This is a genomic window from Paenibacillus sp. 598K (assembly GCF_003851045.1).
Taxonomy (GTDB): Bacteria; Bacillota; Bacilli; order Paenibacillales; family Paenibacillaceae; genus Paenibacillus_D.
This window is the reverse complement of sequence record NZ_BFBX01000163.1, coordinates 1-17,186: the sequence shown is the minus strand read 5'-3', so window position 1 is coordinate 17,186 and position 17,186 is coordinate 1. Positions and strand designations below refer to the sequence as shown.

The 17,186-nt window shown below is 58.0% G+C and carries 19 protein-coding genes; 7 read left to right on the top strand and 12 right to left on the bottom strand.

From position 1 onward, the window contains the following. The 11 genes from mutY to PA598K_RS32785 form a co-directional block, all read right to left on the bottom strand. Positions 1–926: A/G-specific adenine glycosylase (gene mutY / locus PA598K_RS32830; protein ID WP_128660965.1), on the bottom strand; the 926-nt coding region annotated here is incomplete at its 3' end. Further along, on the bottom strand, positions 923–1,813 hold the full coding sequence (locus PA598K_RS32825; RefSeq protein ID WP_185602371.1) for an AraC family transcriptional regulator: 891 nt from the start codon (positions 1,811–1,813) through the stop codon (positions 923–925). The genes mutY and PA598K_RS32825, both read right to left, overlap by 4 nt. A gap of 64 nt (positions 1,814–1,877) precedes the next feature. Next, on the bottom strand, positions 1,878–2,297 hold the full coding sequence (gene acpS / locus PA598K_RS32820; RefSeq protein WP_128660963.1) for a holo-ACP synthase: 420 nt from the start codon (positions 2,295–2,297) through the stop codon (positions 1,878–1,880). Between the two features lie 59 nt (positions 2,298–2,356). Continuing rightward, on the bottom strand, positions 2,357–3,166 hold the full coding sequence (gene nadE, locus PA598K_RS32815) for an ammonia-dependent NAD(+) synthetase (protein WP_128660962.1): 810 nt from the start codon (positions 3,164–3,166) through the stop codon (positions 2,357–2,359). Between the two features lie 13 nt (positions 3,167–3,179). Then, positions 3,180–3,614, bottom strand: coding sequence for a BrxA/BrxB family bacilliredoxin (locus PA598K_RS32810; RefSeq protein ID WP_128660961.1), 435 nt, complete (start codon positions 3,612–3,614; stop codon positions 3,180–3,182). A gap of 84 nt (positions 3,615–3,698) precedes the next feature. Next, positions 3,699–3,854 carry a hypothetical protein gene (locus PA598K_RS36750; protein ID WP_185602370.1) on the bottom strand — a complete coding sequence of 52 codons (156 nt, stop codon included), beginning with the start codon at positions 3,852–3,854 and terminating at the stop codon, positions 3,699–3,701. 58 nt (positions 3,855–3,912) lie between these two features. Further along, positions 3,913–5,568, bottom strand: a complete 1,656-nt coding sequence (locus PA598K_RS32805; RefSeq protein ID WP_128660960.1) for an ATP-binding protein — start codon at positions 5,566–5,568, stop codon at positions 3,913–3,915. A gap of 249 nt (positions 5,569–5,817) precedes the next feature. Continuing rightward, complete coding sequence (locus PA598K_RS32800) at positions 5,818–6,201, bottom strand: LytTR family transcriptional regulator DNA-binding domain-containing protein (RefSeq protein WP_128660959.1); 384 nt, start codon at positions 6,199–6,201, stop codon at positions 5,818–5,820. Positions 6,202–6,271: 70 nt separating this feature from the next. Then, on the bottom strand, positions 6,272–6,397 hold the full coding sequence (locus PA598K_RS32795; protein ID WP_128660966.1) for a cyclic lactone autoinducer peptide: 126 nt from the start codon (positions 6,395–6,397) through the stop codon (positions 6,272–6,274). Next, complete coding sequence (locus PA598K_RS32790; RefSeq protein WP_128660958.1) at positions 6,397–6,924, bottom strand: accessory gene regulator ArgB-like protein; 528 nt, start codon at positions 6,922–6,924, stop codon at positions 6,397–6,399. The genes PA598K_RS32795 and PA598K_RS32790 overlap by 1 nt, the downstream gene beginning before the upstream one ends. Next, complete coding sequence (locus tag PA598K_RS32785) at positions 6,921–7,574, bottom strand: hypothetical protein (RefSeq protein ID WP_128660957.1); 654 nt, start codon at positions 7,572–7,574, stop codon at positions 6,921–6,923. Before PA598K_RS32785 ends, PA598K_RS32790 begins: the two co-directional genes overlap by 4 nt. Before the next feature lie 273 nt (positions 7,575–7,847). On the opposite strand from PA598K_RS32785, the gene PA598K_RS32780 reads away from it, so the two are divergent. Beyond that, on the top strand, positions 7,848–8,645 hold the full coding sequence (locus PA598K_RS32780; RefSeq protein WP_128660956.1) for an alpha/beta hydrolase: 798 nt from the start codon (positions 7,848–7,850) through the stop codon (positions 8,643–8,645). 77 nt (positions 8,646–8,722) lie between these two features. Here the strand turns inward: PA598K_RS32780 and PA598K_RS32775 are convergent, their stop codons facing one another. After that, the gene (locus tag PA598K_RS32775; RefSeq protein WP_128660955.1) at positions 8,723–9,565 is read right to left on the bottom strand and encodes an alpha/beta hydrolase; all 843 of its coding nucleotides are present in this window, start codon (positions 9,563–9,565) and stop codon (positions 8,723–8,725) included. A gap of 141 nt (positions 9,566–9,706) precedes the next feature. Here PA598K_RS32775 and PA598K_RS32770 point away from each other — a divergent pair, with 141 nt between their 5' ends. The 6 genes from PA598K_RS32770 to PA598K_RS32745 all read left to right on the top strand — a co-directional run. Then, positions 9,707–10,975, top strand: coding sequence for an NAD(P)/FAD-dependent oxidoreductase (locus PA598K_RS32770; protein ID WP_128660954.1), 1,269 nt, complete (start codon positions 9,707–9,709; stop codon positions 10,973–10,975). Between the two features lie 120 nt (positions 10,976–11,095). Then, positions 11,096–11,794: a YqaA family protein gene (locus PA598K_RS32765; protein WP_128660953.1), complete on the top strand. Its 699-nt coding sequence runs from the start codon at positions 11,096–11,098 to the stop codon at positions 11,792–11,794. 169 nt (positions 11,795–11,963) lie between these two features. Further along, positions 11,964–12,920, top strand: a complete 957-nt coding sequence (locus tag PA598K_RS32760) for an ABC transporter permease (RefSeq protein ID WP_128660952.1) — start codon at positions 11,964–11,966, stop codon at positions 12,918–12,920. Between the two features lie 19 nt (positions 12,921–12,939). Further along, positions 12,940–13,812: a carbohydrate ABC transporter permease gene (locus PA598K_RS32755; RefSeq protein ID WP_128660951.1), complete on the top strand. Its 873-nt coding sequence runs from the start codon at positions 12,940–12,942 to the stop codon at positions 13,810–13,812. Between the two features lie 21 nt (positions 13,813–13,833). Continuing rightward, the gene (locus PA598K_RS32750) at positions 13,834–15,474 is read left to right on the top strand and encodes an extracellular solute-binding protein (RefSeq protein WP_128660950.1); all 1,641 of its coding nucleotides are present in this window, start codon (positions 13,834–13,836) and stop codon (positions 15,472–15,474) included. A 130-nt stretch (positions 15,475–15,604) separates the two neighbouring features. Continuing rightward, positions 15,605–17,186: sensor histidine kinase (locus tag PA598K_RS32745; protein ID WP_128660949.1), on the top strand; the 1,582-nt coding region annotated here is incomplete at its 3' end.

Genomic DNA, 17,186 nt, shown 5'->3' with positions numbered 1-17,186 from the left:
GTCCAGGCCCAGCCCGCTCCAGCCTCCCAGGCCGCTGCAGCCGCCGCCGCTGTCGCAGCCCCGGCGGCCGGTCGGCCGCGCTTGCGCGCCGGCGGCGCTTCGGCCGATGCGCTCAAGATGTGCGGCAGCTCCCACATCTTGGCCAGCAATCCGCTCTCTGGACGCTGGCGGACGAGGATGCGACCGGCATGCTCGCCGCTGCCCTCGACCAGTGCCGCCAGTCGCAGCTCCGGCCTTGGCGGCTTCGCCTTGGTCTTGATCGGCAGCTCCTTCTCTCGGCCAGCCAGCCGACCGGCGCAGTGCTCCATTACCGGACAGATCAGGCAGCCCGGCGACTTGGGCGTACAGATGAGCGCTCCCAACTCCATCAACCCCTGGTTGAAGTCGCCTGCCGCCCCCTCAGGGATGAGCGATTGCGCCAGTAGCTCCATCCGGACGCGCGTGCTGCTCTTGGCGATATCGTCGTCCAGACACATGTACCTTGAGAGCACCCGCATCACATTGCCGTCGACGGCCGGCTCCGGCCGATTAAAGGCGATGCTCATGATCGCTCCGCGCGTGTAGGGACCGACGCCCTTGAGCGCCGCGACAGCCGCCACATCGTCGGGGATGCTGCCTCTATGGAGTCTCATCACCTCTTTGGCCCCCGCTTGCAGATTGCGGGCCCGCGAGTAGTAGCCGAGCCCTTCCCAGCACTTAAGCACGTCCTCCTCCGGCGCCTCTGCCAGTGCCTGCACCGTAGGGAACCGTTCCATAAAGCGGTTGTAGTACGGGATGACCGTATCGACCCTCGTCTGCTGCAGCATAATCTCCGATACCCAGATCCGGTAAGGATCTTTGTTGCGTCGCCATGGCAGGTCGCGTCGATTGGCCCTGTACCAGACCAGCAGCTCGCGACTGAAGTGCGCCTTGGCCTCTTCTGTCATGCCTTGTTCCCCGCTTCCTCTTCTATCTGTGCATCGCTTTCGCGCTGCGCTTGCGGCAGCTTGCTCGACGCGTCATATTTTTTGCGGTACTGACTTGGAGCCAGACCGCTATATTGCTTGAACATCCGGGAGAGATAATGATTTTGCATGCCGATCTGCGTAGCGATCTGCGCGACCGACGCATTCGTCTGCTCCAGCTGTTTTTTGGCGTACTCGAGCTTGCGGCGATTCACATAATGGATCGGCGAGACGCCGATCAGGCTTTTGAACAGCTCGATAAAATAATTGGGGTGCATGAAGGTCAACGCCGCCAGCTCCTCCACCGCAATCGGCTTGTCGAGATGACTGTCGATATAATCGAGTACCGGCTCTAGCTTGGCAAAGGGCTCCAATCGTCTGAGCGGCGCATCGTCGAGATTGCAGTGATCCAGGTAACAAGAGAGCAGCTCCAGCAGCGCAGCCTTCACCTTAAGCCGGCTCGTCAGCGTCTCCTCTTGCTCGGCAGCCAGCATCCGCCGCAGCAACTGCTCCGCCTGTTCCGGCTCGCTCAGGCTTACGATAATCGGCGGCTGCAGCAGCTCGAATAGCTTGGTCTCGGCCAGATTGGCGCGGAATTGGCACCATATCGTAGCGACGCGCCCGCTGATGTGAGACAGACGGACCCGCTTGCCGGCAGGGAACAGTACAAGGTCGCCTGCCTCATTTTCATGACGCTCCCCATCCATCTCGATCGCCGAGCGGCCGGACAGCACCAGAGCAAAGCGATAGCCCTCCGGCACCTGCTCATCGCTCCAGCCCTCTTCCATCTCGTAATAACCTGCTACGGAAACTTCCGCTTGAATATGTTGAAGACAACTCTGGATGATATGCTTGAACGCTCTATTCATTGGAACTCCTGTAGTAATGGATTGTCGGCTTACTGAAAAATCCAGCGCCAAGCTTCTATTATACTCATTTCCTGGCCAAATTGACATGGAAGGATCTGTCCTGCTCCACAATCGCGTAGGCCGATGCGAGCGAGCGTTCATGCGTGATGCTCAAGTGCAGCACCGTCTCTTCGGGCGACAGACCAAGGCGCCGCCAGGCACCCTCCGTAAGACGGCAGACCGGCTTGCCCGCGCCATCCGGCAATATCTCGATGTCCAGAAAGCCGACCGTCCGGCCGATTCCGCATCCAAGCGCCTTGACGATTGCTTCCTTCGCAGCGAATCGTCCGGCTATGTATTCCTCTCTCCTGCCGCCTCGGGCATCTGCCCGCTCCCGCTCGGCTGCTGTCAGCACCCGCGCCTCGAACCGATCTGCTATCGGTCCTTGCAAAATGCGATGCAGCCGCTCGATTTCGACCAGATCGTGGCCAATTCCAATAATCAAGGCTTCCTCTCCCCCCTCGACCGGAAACCAAAAACCCCCCGCTTTCGCAGGGGGGCGGGTCATATCCCAGGTATCGGCGAGCGTTTATGCTCTGTTTTGAGGTAGTGCTGCTCCAGCTTCTCGCGCACCTCGGCAGGCACTTCCTTGCCCTCGAGGAAATCGCTGTTGTGCTCGTAGGAGATGCCCAGCTCCTCTTCGTCCGTCTGGCCCTCCCACAGGCCCGCCGTCGGCGCCTTGTGGAGGACGCTGTCTGGCACGCCAAGCTCGGCTGCCAGCTGGCGGACCTGGCGCTTGTTGAGCGAAGCGAGCGGCGTGATGTCGACTGCGCCATCCCCCCACTTCGTGTAGAAGCCGGTAACCGCCTCTGAGGCATGATCGGTGCCGACGACGATCAGGTTTAGATCGAAGGCCAGCGCGTATTGCATCACCATCCGCGAGCGCGCCTTGACGTTGCCCTTGCCGCCCCGGCTCATATGCCGATGGATGCTCAGCGCCTTGAAGCCTTGCTCCACCTCGAGCGCGATCTCGTTAACTGTGTCCTCGACATTCGTCTCCACCGTATGCTTCAGCTCGAAGGCTTGGGCGACCGCGTAGCTGTCATGGATATCCTCCTGCTGACCGTATGGCTGGAAGACGCCCAGCGTCATATACGGCTGCCCGCTCTCCAGCGACAGCTCATCCGTCGCCCGCTTGCAGAGGCCGGCGGCGACGGCGCTGTCGATACCGCCGCTGATCGCGATCAGCAAGCCCGAGGCGCCAGCTTTTTTGACATATTCCTTGAGGAAGTCTACCCGCTTGCGGATCTCTTCCTGCACGTCGATATGCGGTTTCACGCCTAACCGCTGGATGATCTCCTGTTGCAGACTCATATCAGGCCTGCCCTTAGTTGCAGTAACGGTCGAACGCAGCGGTCAGATCTGCGGCGATCTCGGCTGCCGAACGATTCTCGATTTGGTGGCGCTCGATAAAATGCACCAGCTCGCCATCCTTCATCAGCGCGATCGAAGGCGAAGACGGCGGATACGGGGCCAGATACTCGCGGGCCTTGGCAGTAGCTTCCTTGTCCTGTCCGGCAAATACAGTGAACAGATGATCCGGCGTCGTCTCGTGCTTGAGCGCCTCGGCTACGCCCGGACGGCATTGGCCAGCGGCACAGCCGCATACCGAATTAATGACGAGCAACGCTGTTCCCGAAGCAGTCGGGAGCTGTGCCTCGACTTCCTCGGCCGTTCTCAGTTCCTGTATCCCCACACGCGTCAGATCATCGCGCATCGGCTGCACCATGTCTACCATGTAACGTTCGAATGACATTGACAATGGAATCACTCCTTGACTATCTTCATTTGCTCCTATTATACCCTCCCGCCCCTTCTAAAGCAAAGGTCACATGGGAGGAAAAATTCAGACGGAGGGACGGTCCGGCCCGTCCAGCTTTTTGTCATAGCCGGGCTCTTCGGGCTTTTGTCCCCGCTTGGCAGCGTCCTCCGTCCGGGACGACTGCTGCTGCTCCAGAGAGTCCTTGGCACGGCTCGACTTAGATCGATTGTTGTTCGACATGGTTAACGCCTCCTTTTGAAGCATAGGATGCGTCGAACAGTCCCGGCCTATCCGCCAATCAGTTGTGGTGCAGGATGACCCGGATGGCCGTGCCTTGTCCTTCTGCAGACTCCACCTCAATCTTGCCGCGATGGCGCTCGACGATACTGAGACACAACGGCAGTCCCAGACCGGTGCCGCGCGACTTCGTCGTGTAGAACGGCTCGAACAGCCGCTCCACCTTGTCCTGGGAGATGCCGCAGCCGGTATCCTCCACCTTCATCTCTACCTTGTCCCCCAAGTACTTGGTTGAGATGCTCAAGACGCCTTTTTCGCTCATCGCCTCCATGCCGTTTCGCGTCAGATTGAGGATGAGCTGCTTCATTTCCTTGATGTTCAGCTCGAGGTTAGGCACCTGCTCGTCGAGCTCCAGCTCGATGCTCTGACCGCGCAGATTGGCGTCTGCCCACAGGAGCGGCATCAAGTCCCCGATGATCTGATTTAGCGAGCCGCTCTCCTTCTCGACGATTCGATTCTGGGCAAGCGACAGGAAGTCGTTGATGATTCCGTTGGCGCGGTCGAGCTCCTCGATGATGATGCGGAAATACTCTTTTTGATTGTCGGCGCTGCGCTCCTTCATCAGCTGCACAAAGCCGCGGATGACCGCCATTGGGTTGCGAATCTCGTGCGTGATGCTCGCCGCCATCTGACCGACCAGACTAAGACGCTCCATCCGGCCGATCTCGTCCCGCAGCTGGCTCAGCTCCGTGATGTCGTGAGCGATCAGCGCCGCGCCGATGATGGCGTGATTTTTTGCATCCTTGACGCCGAAGCTCGTTTTGATATAGATCTTATTGTCCTGCTGCACAATTTCCGTCAAGGTCTCTTCTCCTTGCAGGACGCTTATTAGCAGGCCAGCATGCAGTTCATTATTCAACTCCTCTTGTAATTCGGTCAAAGAACGACCGATGATATCCGTCGGTCCTCGCTGGGATTGCTTCCCCGGGATTTGAGCCACGGCGATCTCATTAATGTGCGTGATCTCCCCCTTCGTATCGACGATGATGACGCCGAGCGGGGTATTGTCGATGAATTGCTGCAGCTTCTGCACCTCGTTGCGATAGTTCATCGACATCTGCTGCAGCTTTTGATGGAGCCGTTGCTTTTCTTTAACGCTTTCAATAAGGAAGATCAAAAATAGACTGCTTCCCAAATACGCGATGCCTGTAGCCAAGCTTTCTCTGAAAATATAAACGTTCCATGTGTCGTCGCTAAGCCAAAAGTACGTCATGCAGCCCATCCAGTAGACAGGGATGCCGACTAGCCCAAGCGTCGCTGCGATCTGTTTTTTGATCCTTGTGGACGCGCGTTGAAAGCGTGGAATATTGATCATCAGCATAGGAAAAATATAAATCAGGAAAGCCGTAAATCCTGCAGGCTCCCAGGGACGCTCCGCCAGCGACAGCTTGAGCATGCCATAGACGATCGTCATCACGACGGCCAGCGCCTTGCCACCGTAGAGCGAGCCTACGATAAAAGACACCATGCTAAAGTCCAACTCGACGACAAATTCGGTGCCGAGCGCCATAATGATGCATAGGAACATCGAAATCATGCTGGATAGGCCTATGAATATCGGCGTCCCCTTGAAACGATCAGGACGGTTATACCACAGTTGCAGCGCAAACACGGGGAGCAATGCGATCAAGACCTGTAACAAGGCTTCTTTCCACACGTAAAACCGGTCTCCTCATAGTCTGGCATGTCATTTCCTGTTAAACCGATTAAAACACATGTAAAATTAATTTACAATGTTGAATTAGGCCAACAGTCTCATATCGAGGAGATTGCGTGTCGGAGGGTCGCGTAAGCTGTACTTGTTCGTCAAGACACAGTGCGTCGCCCCTTCAATCGCTCCGTAAAAACATACAGAACCTTCATGCCTGCGATGATGCGCAGAGGAATGAAGGTTCAATGGCGCGTATTATAAAGTGCCGGTGCGGTCGGCGATATTGCGGGCGATCCAGCTCTCGATCTCCTGCCTGAGCTTGCCTTTATGCATGAAGGCAATGGTCGTCGACTTCGACAGCGAACGATCCTGCATGTCAAAAAACACTTTGCCCAGATCATGGTCATACCCCAAGACTTTATTCGAATTGACGAGGTTGATACGATCCAGCTTGCGGAAGCCCAAAGGCTCCAGATGCCTGTGGTAGGCCGACAACGATGGGACGAGCGGGTAGAAGCAGTCGCTCTCTGAATGAAAGACGAGCGCGCCTTCTTCAGTCTGGATGTAGAGAATATCGGCCACGTCCAACATGACAACTTCCGTATCATTCTGTTTGTCACGTGTCACTGGTATTTTCATAGACTACACTCCAAAACTGATCCCCCACTTGACCGAAACGGCGGCCGGTAACCGGCCGCCTTCGCCTAGACTACTTTTTCAGCAATTCTGTCGGTACCTCCGGACGATGACCAAACCACCAGCATGCCGTAGATACGAATACAACGGCTGATGCTCCGAGCGACGTGGCCAACAGACGCGCAATCTTGCTTCTCATCATTTCGATTGCCTCCCTTTAAATGGTAAAATGGTTAAGACTTGAGCCAGAAAAGAAAGAGCAAGCAAATGCCACTCGAGAACTAAATTCGAAGCGACAATCGCAAGGGCTACCAGCTTCATGACGAGCAGCCTCCGCGAGGAGAGCGTCGTCACGCCTTTGAGATCGGCCGGTGCGTAGAGCAGGATGAGCAGCATGGTGACTAGAGCACTCGGGATCAGCAGAGCATCCGTAAACGGAATATGCGGAATAACGGCTACAACCGAGCTTGAGATCAGGATGCAAGCCGTCGGGGACTTAAAATGATAACCGCCAGTCAAATTGCGAAGCAGCGCCATCGCAACCAGAACGATCAGCGTCTCCTGAAAGGCGCCAAGCGCAAAGCCCGCCGTCAGCGAGAGCACGATGGTCAACAGATTGGTCAGCAGCGACTTGATGGCGAACACGAGCACATCCTGGCTGACCTGCTTGCGGTCATTGTGCCGATAGATGTATCCTCCGAATTGCTCGGATATTCTTCCGATCATATGCTTCGCTCCTTTATTACCATAAGGTAGATAATCATGGCGGCGATAAGAGAGATCGAAATGAGGACGCCCAAAAATCCGGCCAGTCCATTGGAGAGAAAGCTCAACATGACAGAAATCCAAATGCTCGCGACAATGAGCGTAATCAGCAGCTTGCGGTTGGTGCCGCGAAAGCGCACATGCTCGGTGATCCGGTCCGGGACAAAAGAGAATCCTAGACGCTTCTTGACCAGCACCCGCGAGATCGCGAGCGCCACCAGCGATGACAATAGCTGGACAACCTTAAGGTATAGGAAGGTCTCCTGGATCTCCGCAAGCGACGAGACGCCCTGCATGAGCAGTACGATCATCATCTGCACGACGATATAGACCAGGTAACCGGACACAGCCATCAGCAAGGCATAGAAAATATGGATCCGGAAGAGCAACCAAAGCAGCAGGATCATCCACAGCAGCATAAAAAACGGCGTCAGCCAGTCCAGCAAGAAAACTTCCCTCAGCAGATAGGAGGTCTGGGCCATCACAATAGAGGTGAAGACGATCTGCGGCGTATAGCTTCGGACAGGAAACAGATAAATGGATAGCATCAGCATAAAGCCGGCAATGGTCTCGAATACATTAACCGCAAAATCCATCAGGAAAATGGTCATTGACTTCCCCCTGAACTCGCGTAGCTCTTCTCTTTTTTGATTCTATGAACCTACTATACCACGCAATAAGTGACAAATAAAAGAAAAATTTTTAATTATCCCCCATTTTTCTACATGTTCATCAACAATGAACAATTTGACATTTTTCGCAGTTTTTCCTCGTCGAATGCCGTCGATATTCGCACTTGTAGACCGGCAGTTGGCATACCGCCCTGGCCTTTGCTAAAGTTAAGGGAGAAATTGATTTGTATTTTGAGAGGAGATCAACAACCTATGGCATTGATCGAATGTAGATTTTTTGCGGAAACGCTCAAGCTCAGCACCTCCATGACCGTCATCCTGCCGCAGCAGACGACAGCGCAGATCGGCATGGACGGTCAGGCCGGCAGCGGCCGCCATCAGACATTGTACCTGCTGCACGGACTGTCCGACGACGATTCAATCTGGCTGCGCCGCACAAGCATCGAGCGATATGCGGCCGCTTACGGCATCGCTGTCGTCATGCCACAGGTGCATCAGAGCTTCTACACCGACATGAAGCACGGCAGCCGTTACTGGACATTCCTCTCCGAGGAGCTGCCGGCGCTGGCGCGCTCTTTTTTCCCGCTGTCGGACGCTCGCGAGGACAACTTCGTGGCGGGCTTGTCCATGGGTGGCTACGGCGCATTCAAGTGGGCGCTCCGCAAGCCCGAGCAGTTCGCTGCAGCCGCCTCGCTCTCCGGCGCGCTCGATATCGCCAGCTTCGCCGGAGATCCGGTCCACCGGGAGCGCACCGGCGACCTGTTCCATCTAATCTATGGCGACGGGCCGATCACCGGCACGGACAATGATCTGCTCTGGCTGCTCCAGCAGCAGGGCAGCCGCTCGGGTCCGAAGCCTGCGCTCTATCAATGCTGCGGCACCGAGGACTTCCTCTACGATGCCAACATCGCCTTCCGCGACGCCTGCCAGCAGACCGACTACGAGCTGGAGTACCACGAGGGGCCGGGCAGCCATGAGTGGGGGTACTGGGATACCAATATCCAGAAGGTACTGGCCTGGTTGCCGATCCGCAAGTCGTCGCAGGGCTAGCATCGAAAGGTTAGCAACAGACTCGCAGCCAGCTTGCTTGACGACTCGCGTCTTCCGCCGAGGGCCTAATGCGAGGCTTATCTCGCCAGACGGGCCTCGATCCAGTCGACGATGCAGCGCAGCACCTGCAGCCGCTCCCGATCGTTGTGCAGCTCGTGCAGTCCGTCCTGCCAGCTGTGGAATACGCAGCTGTCCGCCAGCCCGGCTGCCAACTGCTCGCTGGCTGCATGCGAGGTGATCCGGTCCGCCGTGCCGTGCAATAGCAGCAACGGCGCCTGCAGCCGCTCGACGGCATGGGCGAGCGACCACTCGCCCTCGGCCTGCAAGCCGAAGTACATCGCCGCGGAGATCCGATTATGCGCCAGCAGGTCACGGACGACTGGGAGCGGCTCCTCCTCAGCCTGATAGAGCTGGCCGGGCTCGAGGCCGGTCGCGAGCGAGAAGGACGGCCAGACGCTGGCCAGACGGCGGCCGATCCACTGCTTGGCGCGCGGCGGCTCGAAGGCCAGGCGCAGCCAGGGGCTGGTGAGGATCAGCCCGCTAAGCTCCGGCTGCCGCCGCAGCGCGCAGGAGAGCGCGACATTGCCGCCCATGCTATGCCCGTACAAAAACACCGGCAGCCCGGGATAGCGGCATCTCGCGAGCGCCAGCGCCTGCTCCGCATCCCCGGCGAGCCGCTCCATCGATGCAGCATGGCCCCGCTTGCCCGGCGAGCGGCCATGACCGCGCTGGTCATACGTCAGCAGCACATAGCCCGCTGCGGTCAGCTCCTCCGCCACCTCACGGTAGCGCCCGCTATGCTCGCCCATCCCGTGGACGAGACAGATCACTGCCCGGACAGGCGCCGCTTCGTCTCTCCACTCCTGTGCGAACAGCTCCAGCCCATCTGCCGTTGACAGTGCCAATGTTTCGTGGTGCATGCTCCGCATCCTCCTTATTCCCTATCTCGTATTTATTCATTTACTACCCAAGTTCCCTTCCAAACGCATCACGGATGACTATTATTGCCCGATCTCTGGTAGAATAGGAGGAAAGGACAGAGAAAGAGGAAATCATCTGCTATGACCTACGATATCATCATCATCGGCGGCGGCTCGGCCGGCCTGATGGCCGCGATCGCCGCCAGCGGCGGCGACGCGCGCGTGCTGCTGCTCGACAAAGGCAGTCGCCTCGGCCGCAAGCTGGGCATCTCCGGCGGCGGACGCTGCAATGTGACCAACAACAAGGAGCTCGATGAGCTGATCCAGCATATTCCCGGCAACGGGCGTTTCCTGCACAGCGCATTCAGCGTCTACAGCAATCGCGACATTATCGACTTCTTCGAGGGACTCGGCATCGCGCTCAAGGAGGAGGACAATGGCCGCATGTTCCCGGTCAGCGACAAGGCCAAGACCGTCGTCGACGCCTTGGTCAGCCAGGTGCGTCGTCAAGGCGTGGACATCCGCGTCGATCAGCCGGTGGCGGAGGTGCTGTACGCGGACGGCTGCGTCAGCGGCGTGCGCCTGCAATCCGGCGAGCGCATCCGGGCCTCGCGCGTCATCGTCGCCACCGGCGGCTGCTCCGTGCCGCATACCGGCTCTACCGGCGACGGCTACGCCTGGGCTCGGGCCGCCGGCCATACGATAACCGAGCTGTTCCCGACCGAGGTGCCGCTGCGCTCGAGCGACCGCTTCATCGCCAGCCGCGAGCTGCAAGGCTTGTCGCTGCGGGATGTGACGCTCTCCGTCTGGAATGCCAAGGGCAAGCCCGTCATCGCCCATCGCGGCGACCTGCTCTTCACCCACTTCGGTCTGTCCGGACCGATCGCGCTCCGCTGCAGCCAGTTCGTCGTCAAGGAGCTGAAGAAGTCCGACACCGTGCGACTGACGATCGATCTGTTCCCGGACGCCAGCGCCGAGGAGCTGTACGCCCAGGTGTGGCGACTCGCCGAGCAAGACCCGCGCAAGGCGCTCAAGACATTGCTCCGCACGCTCCTGCAAGAGCGGCTCGTGCCCGTCCTGCTCGCCATGACGCAGCTCGCGGAGGCGACAACCTTCGACAATCTGCCGAAGGCGGGCGTTCAGGAGCTGGCCAAGCTGTTGAAGCAATTCCCCGTCTATGCCCATGATACGTTGTCGATCGAGGAAGCGTTCGTCACCGGCGGCGGCGTTCATCTGAAGGAGATCGACCCGAGGACGATGCAGTCCAAGCGGATGCGGGGACTTTATTTTTGCGGCGAAATCCTGGATATCCACGGCTATACCGGCGGCTACAACATTACGGCCGCGTTTGCGACCGGCCACACCGCGGGGCGTCATGCGGCGGACAACCCCGACCCCGGTCCAGGTTAAAATCTGGACTCGCGAACAATGGCAATCCCCCACATAAAATGATACCCTATATTATAGGATATAAGGAAAGTCACCTTCATCGGAGTCCGCCGCATAAGGAACAGACGAGAGGAGCTCGCAATGCTTCAACAGCTGCTAGATTTTTTGGAGAATTTTGGCGCATGGGGACTGTTTATCCACGCCTTTATCGATGCGGTTATTTTTCCGATTCCCGCCTTTTTTCTGCAAGTCTCCCTTAGCGCCTTTAACCCCAGCAACGCCCTCTGGCTCGCTACGGTCGGCTATATCGGGTGTCTTCTGGGCACTCCTTTCGGATATTGGATCGGCAAAGCGCTGGGCCACTCGCTCCTGTACAAGTTTCTGAAGAAGGAATGGATCGACAAGGCAACCGCCATGTTTCAGAAAAGCGGCGAAACCGCGATATTGATCGGCTCCTTCACTCCCATCCCCTTCAAAGTGTTCACGATCCTCTCGGGCTGCCTGAACTTCCCGCTCTGGCGACTGATCGCCTACGCCGCGATCGGCCGCGCCATCAAGTTCTACGCCGTGGGAACTTTGTTCTACCTGTATGGACGCGCAGCCAGCTCGATGGTCAACGACGTGTCACTTTATATTTTTCTCGGCGCGATTCCCTTTATCCTCCTGTTCATCTATGTGCGCAAGCGGATTCGCGACAAAAATAAGCAAGCGGCGCAGGAAGCCGTCATCGCAGAATCCAATCTGTCGGCGGAGCAAATGCTGCCTGAGGCAGAACAGACACGGCCTGCCGCAGCTAGCGAGCGCGACGCGCTGCGTCCCTCGATGAAGCTGGACAAATAGGAAAAGGCCACATGAAACGCGCTTACGACCTTGCGACCGCAAGGTCGTTTTTTTGTCGCGCCCAAAAAATCTCTAGAAAGACCTAGATATTGTTAAGGATCGCGCTCGCGCGGCTATGGTACATTGTTGCCATCCCGACAATACTACGCCAGAGAAAGAAGGGGAGACGATGACGCCTACTCCTGCCGTCGCCGATACGGACAGCGCGACCCGCAAGAACCGGGCCTTCTACGAAAAAAAACGGTTCCGACAAAATGTGCCGTTGTTCCTGATGCTCGTGCCAGGCATTCTGTTCTACGCTCTGTTCCGTTACTTGCCGCTAGGCGGGCTTGTGATTGCGTTCAAGGATTACAATTTCTACGACGGCATTTTGTCGAGTCCATGGGCCGGACTCAAATATTTCGAGATCCTCTTCCAGTCCAAGGCGACGCTGCAGATCATCTGGAATACGCTTCAGCTTAGCGTGCTGAGCCTGGTCTTCGGCTTCCCCGCGCCGATCCTGATCGCCATCGCCCTCAACGAGGTGAGGAAAAGCTGGCTCAAGCGATGGATACAGACGATCATCTACCTGCCCCACTTCCTGTCGTGGGTTATCGTGGCCGGGCTGATCCTGACCTTGTTCTCGATCGACGGCGGCACGATCAACAAGCTGCTCGCGCAGTGGGATATGGAGCCGATCCCCTTCTTGTATCGCTCCGACTCCTGGATCGCTATCTTCGTCGGCTCCGGATTGTGGAAGGAGATGGGGTTTGGCGCGATCATCTACCTGGCCGCCCTCTCTGCCATCGACCCCAGCCTGTACGAGTCCGCAGGACTGGACGGCGCAGGCAAGCTGCGCCAGATCTGGCATATCACGCTACCCGGCTTGCGTCCGACGATCATCCTGCTCCTGATCCTGAGCATGGGACGGCTGATGGAGGTTGGCTTCGACCAGGTCTATAACCTGCAGAACCCGACCGTGCTGGAGAAGGCCGAGGTTATCAGCACCTATGTATACAAGGTCGGACTGCAGCAAGCTCAGTTTAGTCTGACCACGGCCATGGGACTGTTCGAATCGCTGGTTGGCCTGATCCTCGTCCTGTCAGCCAATGCGCTGGCGCGCAAGTTTGATCAGGGATTATTCTAGGAAGGAGGACGCTTCGGGTATGAGAGAATCACGCGGAGAACGACTGTTCAGCTACTTGATCCACGCAGGCTTGATCATGGTTGCGCTTACCTGCATCCTTCCCTTCCTGCACTTGATTGCCTTATCCGTCAGCGAAGGGCAAGCGGTCGATCTCGGACGCGTCTGGCTATGGCCGGTCGGGCTCGACTTTACCGCCTATCAGTACTTTTTTGAGAATACGCCGGCGCTGCGCGCCTTCAACAACAGCGTCGTCATCACCCTCGTCGGCACTGCGCTGAGCATGCTGGTGACCGTGCTGACCGCCTACCCGCTCTCCAAACGCTACCTGTATGCGCGCAAGCCGATCACGCTGGCCGCCTTGTTCACGATGCTGTTCAGCGGGGGGATGATCCCCACCTATCTGGTCATGAACAACCTGCAGCTGACCAACACCTTCTGGTCGCTCTGGTTCGTCGGTCTGGTCAGCACCTACAACATGCTCATTATGAAGAGCTACTTTGAGAACATCCCCACCGAAGTGATCGAATCGGCGCAGATGGACGGCTGCGGCGAGATGCGGCTGCTCGGGCGCATCGTGCTGCCGCTATCGCTGCCGATGCTGGCCACCTTGACGCTGTTCTACGGGGTCGGTTACTGGAACATGTTTATGAACGTTATCCTGTACATCAACCGCACCGATCTGCAAAATCTGCCCGTCATCGTACAAAGCATGCTGCAGATGCAGAGCATGGCCAACATGAATGCCATGGACATGGTCCAGCAGCAGGAGCTGATCTCCGAGAAGCTCAAGGCGGTAGGCGTCATGATCATGGTGGTGCCAATGCTGGTCGTCTATCCGTTTCTGCAAAAATATTTTGTCAAAGGCATCATGCTCGGCTCGATCAAGGGTTAATAAAGAGAGGAGTCTATTCCTATGCAAAGTCCAATCCGCAAACGGTATCAAAAGCTGTCGCTCTCGCTCGCCTCGGTCGTGCTCGCCGCAACCGCCGTCGCAGGCTGCAGCCAGCCCAAAGACGGCGCGTCCGAGGGCGAAGCCAAGAAACCGAAAATTACCGTCTCCGTCTACGATCGCGGCAATATCCCGGCCTCGGAAGGCACGCTGGAGGACAATCGCTGGACGCGCTGGATCAACGAACGCTCTCCGGTCGAAGCCCAATACGTGCCTGTGCTCCGCTCGGAGGCGGTCAACAAGCTAAATGTCATGTTCGCCTCCGGCACCGCTCCGGATATCGTCAATGACTACGACACCGGCTTCCGCGACTCGCTGTACAAGCAAAAGCAGCTGCTCCCGCTCGACGACTACCTGCAATACGCGCCTGAATACGAAAAGCTCCTGGAGGAGTACCCGCAGCTGCGCAAGGTCGGTACCAAGCCGGACGGCAAGCTGTACGAGATCGGCAAGATCAACGAGCCTCATCTGCAAAGCGTCGCCTTCATCCGTATGGACTGGCTCAAAAAGCTGAATCTCGAAGTCCCCAAGACGACTGAGGAGCTGTACGAGGTGCTCAAGGCATTCGTCGAGCAGGACCCGGACGGCAACGGCAAAAAGGATACGTACGGCATCAACATGAGTTATACGTCGGGCGGGATGGTCGACTCGATGTTCGGCTCGGGCGGCTGGAAAATCTCCGAGGACGACCAGGTCGTCCGCAGCTGGGACAATTCGCTCGAAGCGCTCAAATTCAAGAAGCGGCTGTTCGAGGAAGGGCTCGTCGACCGGGATTACCTCGCCGACCAGAACGGCGCCAAGGCGAAGCAGGACTATCTGAACGGCAAGATGGGCGTCTACCTGCCGCCTGCGATTACGAACTGGTTCGAGAATACGGTGACCGACATCAAAACGATCCGCAAGACGGTGCCCGAGGCGGAGATCGCGCCGATGATGCAGCCGAAATCGCCGATGGGCCAATTCGTGCATCATGTGACCAATCCGATCCAGATGACGACGGTGATCAATGCCGCCGCCAAAAACCCGCAAGCCGCGATGGAGTATATCAACTTTATCCTGCAGTCCGATACGGCGCTGACGCTGAAAAAAGGCGTGGAAAACGAGCACTGGAACAAGGATGCGGACGGCAAGCTGAAGGTGATCGACCTTGACAAAAACATGAAGGAGGTCGATTGGGCGATGGATTACACGATGTTCTACTCCTTGCCGCTTAATCCGCACCTGCTCTTCGAGGCTGCCTACGATCTCTCCGATCCCGATCAACAAGCGGGACTGGAAATGATGCGCAAGGCCGACAGCTACCTGCTCAATCCCGAGGCCAAATATCCAGCGCTCGCCCACTACGAGCATATGCCTGTGCTGCCTAGCGAGCTGGTCGTCATCAACACCAACGTCAACAAGGAAGTAAGCGATATTCTCGTCAAGGGCATTATCGGCGGCGCCAAATATTCGGCCGAGCAAGCGATCGAGGACGCCAGGGCCGCCTGGGAGAAAGGCGGCGGCAAGCAGATCGAAGCGTTCATGGAAGAATGGTACAAGGAAAACAAGGAAACCGCCTTCCTCGGCGAGGATGCGCTGGAGGTCGTCCGTTCGCAGCTGCAATAGCGAGCCCCCTGCCCCGCGCTTCACGCGGAGCTCGCCTGGTCCGGCATACGCCGGGCCGGGCTTGTTTCAAAATGAAGGCCAGAAAAGGTACAATCGGATTACACCATGTTGCGCAAGGAGGTCACCCGGATTGAATCCCGCACGCTGGCCGAAGGCGGCAGTCGAAGCAGTCAAAGGCAGCTTCAAGCTCAAGTTGATTGCGATGCTCTCCTGTATGGTTACGTTGGCCTTTGCCCTCGCCGGCTGGTGGGTCTATCAGGTGAATGTCGAATGGATGGAGGATGAGATCAGCGCCCAGTTCGCCATCGCCAACGAGCAAGCGCTCGCCCGGCTGGAGCTGACGATCCAGGAGGTGAATCGGGTATCCCAGTCGATCATCCTGAACCCCTCGATTGAGAGCTTCGTCCGGGACAGTCCCGCCTCCGGGGATGAACGGTTCACGGAGTACCGCAACCGCAAATATGTCGAGGAGCAGCTGACGACGCTGCAGGTCGATGCGCCGTCGATCCGCTCCGTCTTCCTCTTCGACGAGCGCGATGCGCTGACGATCACCTCCCGGAACGGCGTATCGGATCGGCCCGACCCCGAGGACATCGCCAAGGTGATGGCCCGGCTGCATCCGCATCGCGGCAACCTCGTCTGGGCCAGAGCGAGCGTGCCGAGCGCCATCGATCCCGGCGGCCGCAGAACCGTGCTGCTCGCTGCCCGGCGGATGCTCAACGACAAGCTCGTGCCGTATGGGACGATGATCATGGTGCTGGAGGAAAGCTTCGTCGGCAAGGTGCTCTCCGATCTGAAGCGCAACGGCAAGGTGCTGCTGCTCGAGTCCGGGGGCGGGCTGCTCTATGCCAACACCAACCGCGAGGAGACGGATCAGCTGCTGGCGCTTGGCGAGGCCGCCGCTCCCCAATATGCTACCATGGACGGCATCACCTACCTGTTCGTCCAGCAGCGGCTGGAGCCGGCGGGATTGACGTTGTACGGCGGCGTCTCGCTGCAGGAGATCCAACGCAAAAACAAGGATATGATCCGCATCTTCGCCCTCGCCGGCATCGGCATCGTCATGCTGAGCGCCCTGCTGATCACGATCTCCTCGCGCACGCTGCTCTCCCCGCTCGCCGATCTGATGCAAGGCCTGCGCAGACTGCGCGGCGGAGATTTCTCGACGCGGATCCGCGTCCGCTCCGGCGACGAGCTGGGCTATATCGGCGAGAGCTTCAACCAGATGGCTGAGCAGGTCAATACGCTGATCAACCGGGTCTACCTGGCCCAGATCAGCGAGCGCGAGTCGGAGCTGAAGGCGATCCAGGCTCAGCTCAACCCGCATTACCTGCATAACCTGTTCAATGAGCTGTACTGGAAATTATACAGCGATGACCAGATGGAGACGGCTGATCTCATCCACGCCATCTCGAATATGCTCAAATATTCGCTCCAGCCGCTGCAGTCGGGGACGACGCTCGGCGAAGAGCTGCAGCAGGTGCGCAACTATATTACGATCCAGACGGCGCTGTTCACCGGCGAAATCGAGGTCGACATCGAGGCGGACGAGGCGCTCCTCGAGTTGCCGATGCTGCGTTGCCTGCTGCTGCCGATCGTCGAAAATGTATTCGTCCACGCCTTCCGCGATATGGAGCGCGACCGCAAGCTGCGAATCGCAGCCGAGCGGCAAGCACGCACGCTGCGCCTGGTGGTGTCCGACAACGGCTGCG

Excerpts from the sequence above, each read along its gene's own strand:
- PA598K_RS32750 (WP_128660950.1), top strand. The coding sequence starts at position 13,834 with ATGCAAAGTCCAATCCGCAAACGGTATCAAAAGCTGTCGCTCTCGCTC.
- PA598K_RS32765 (WP_128660953.1), top strand. The coding sequence starts at position 11,096 with ATGCTTCAACAGCTGCTAGATTTTTTGGAGAATTTTGGCGCATGGGGA.
- PA598K_RS32785 (WP_128660957.1), bottom strand. The coding sequence starts at position 7,574 with ATGACCATTTTCCTGATGGATTTTGCGGTTAATGTATTCGAGACCATT.
- PA598K_RS32775 (WP_128660955.1), bottom strand. The coding sequence starts at position 9,565 with ATGCACCACGAAACATTGGCACTGTCAACGGCAGATGGGCTGGAGCTG.
- PA598K_RS32825 (WP_185602371.1), bottom strand. The coding sequence starts at position 1,813 with ATGAATAGAGCGTTCAAGCATATCATCCAGAGTTGTCTTCAACATATT.
- PA598K_RS32800 (WP_128660959.1), bottom strand. The coding sequence starts at position 6,201 with ATGAAAATACCAGTGACACGTGACAAACAGAATGATACGGAAGTTGTC.
- PA598K_RS32770 (WP_128660954.1), top strand. The coding sequence starts at position 9,707 with ATGACCTACGATATCATCATCATCGGCGGCGGCTCGGCCGGCCTGATG.
- PA598K_RS32795 (WP_128660966.1), bottom strand. The coding sequence starts at position 6,397 with ATGAGAAGCAAGATTGCGCGTCTGTTGGCCACGTCGCTCGGAGCATCA.
- PA598K_RS36750 (WP_185602370.1), bottom strand. The coding sequence starts at position 3,854 with ATGTCGAACAACAATCGATCTAAGTCGAGCCGTGCCAAGGACTCTCTG.
- nadE (WP_128660962.1), bottom strand. The coding sequence starts at position 3,166 with ATGAGTCTGCAACAGGAGATCATCCAGCGGTTAGGCGTGAAACCGCAT.
- PA598K_RS32780 (WP_128660956.1), top strand. The coding sequence starts at position 7,848 with ATGGCATTGATCGAATGTAGATTTTTTGCGGAAACGCTCAAGCTCAGC.
- PA598K_RS32790 (WP_128660958.1), bottom strand. The coding sequence starts at position 6,924 with ATGATCGGAAGAATATCCGAGCAATTCGGAGGATACATCTATCGGCAC.
- PA598K_RS32755 (WP_128660951.1), top strand. The coding sequence starts at position 12,940 with ATGAGAGAATCACGCGGAGAACGACTGTTCAGCTACTTGATCCACGCA.
- PA598K_RS32760 (WP_128660952.1), top strand. The coding sequence starts at position 11,964 with ATGACGCCTACTCCTGCCGTCGCCGATACGGACAGCGCGACCCGCAAG.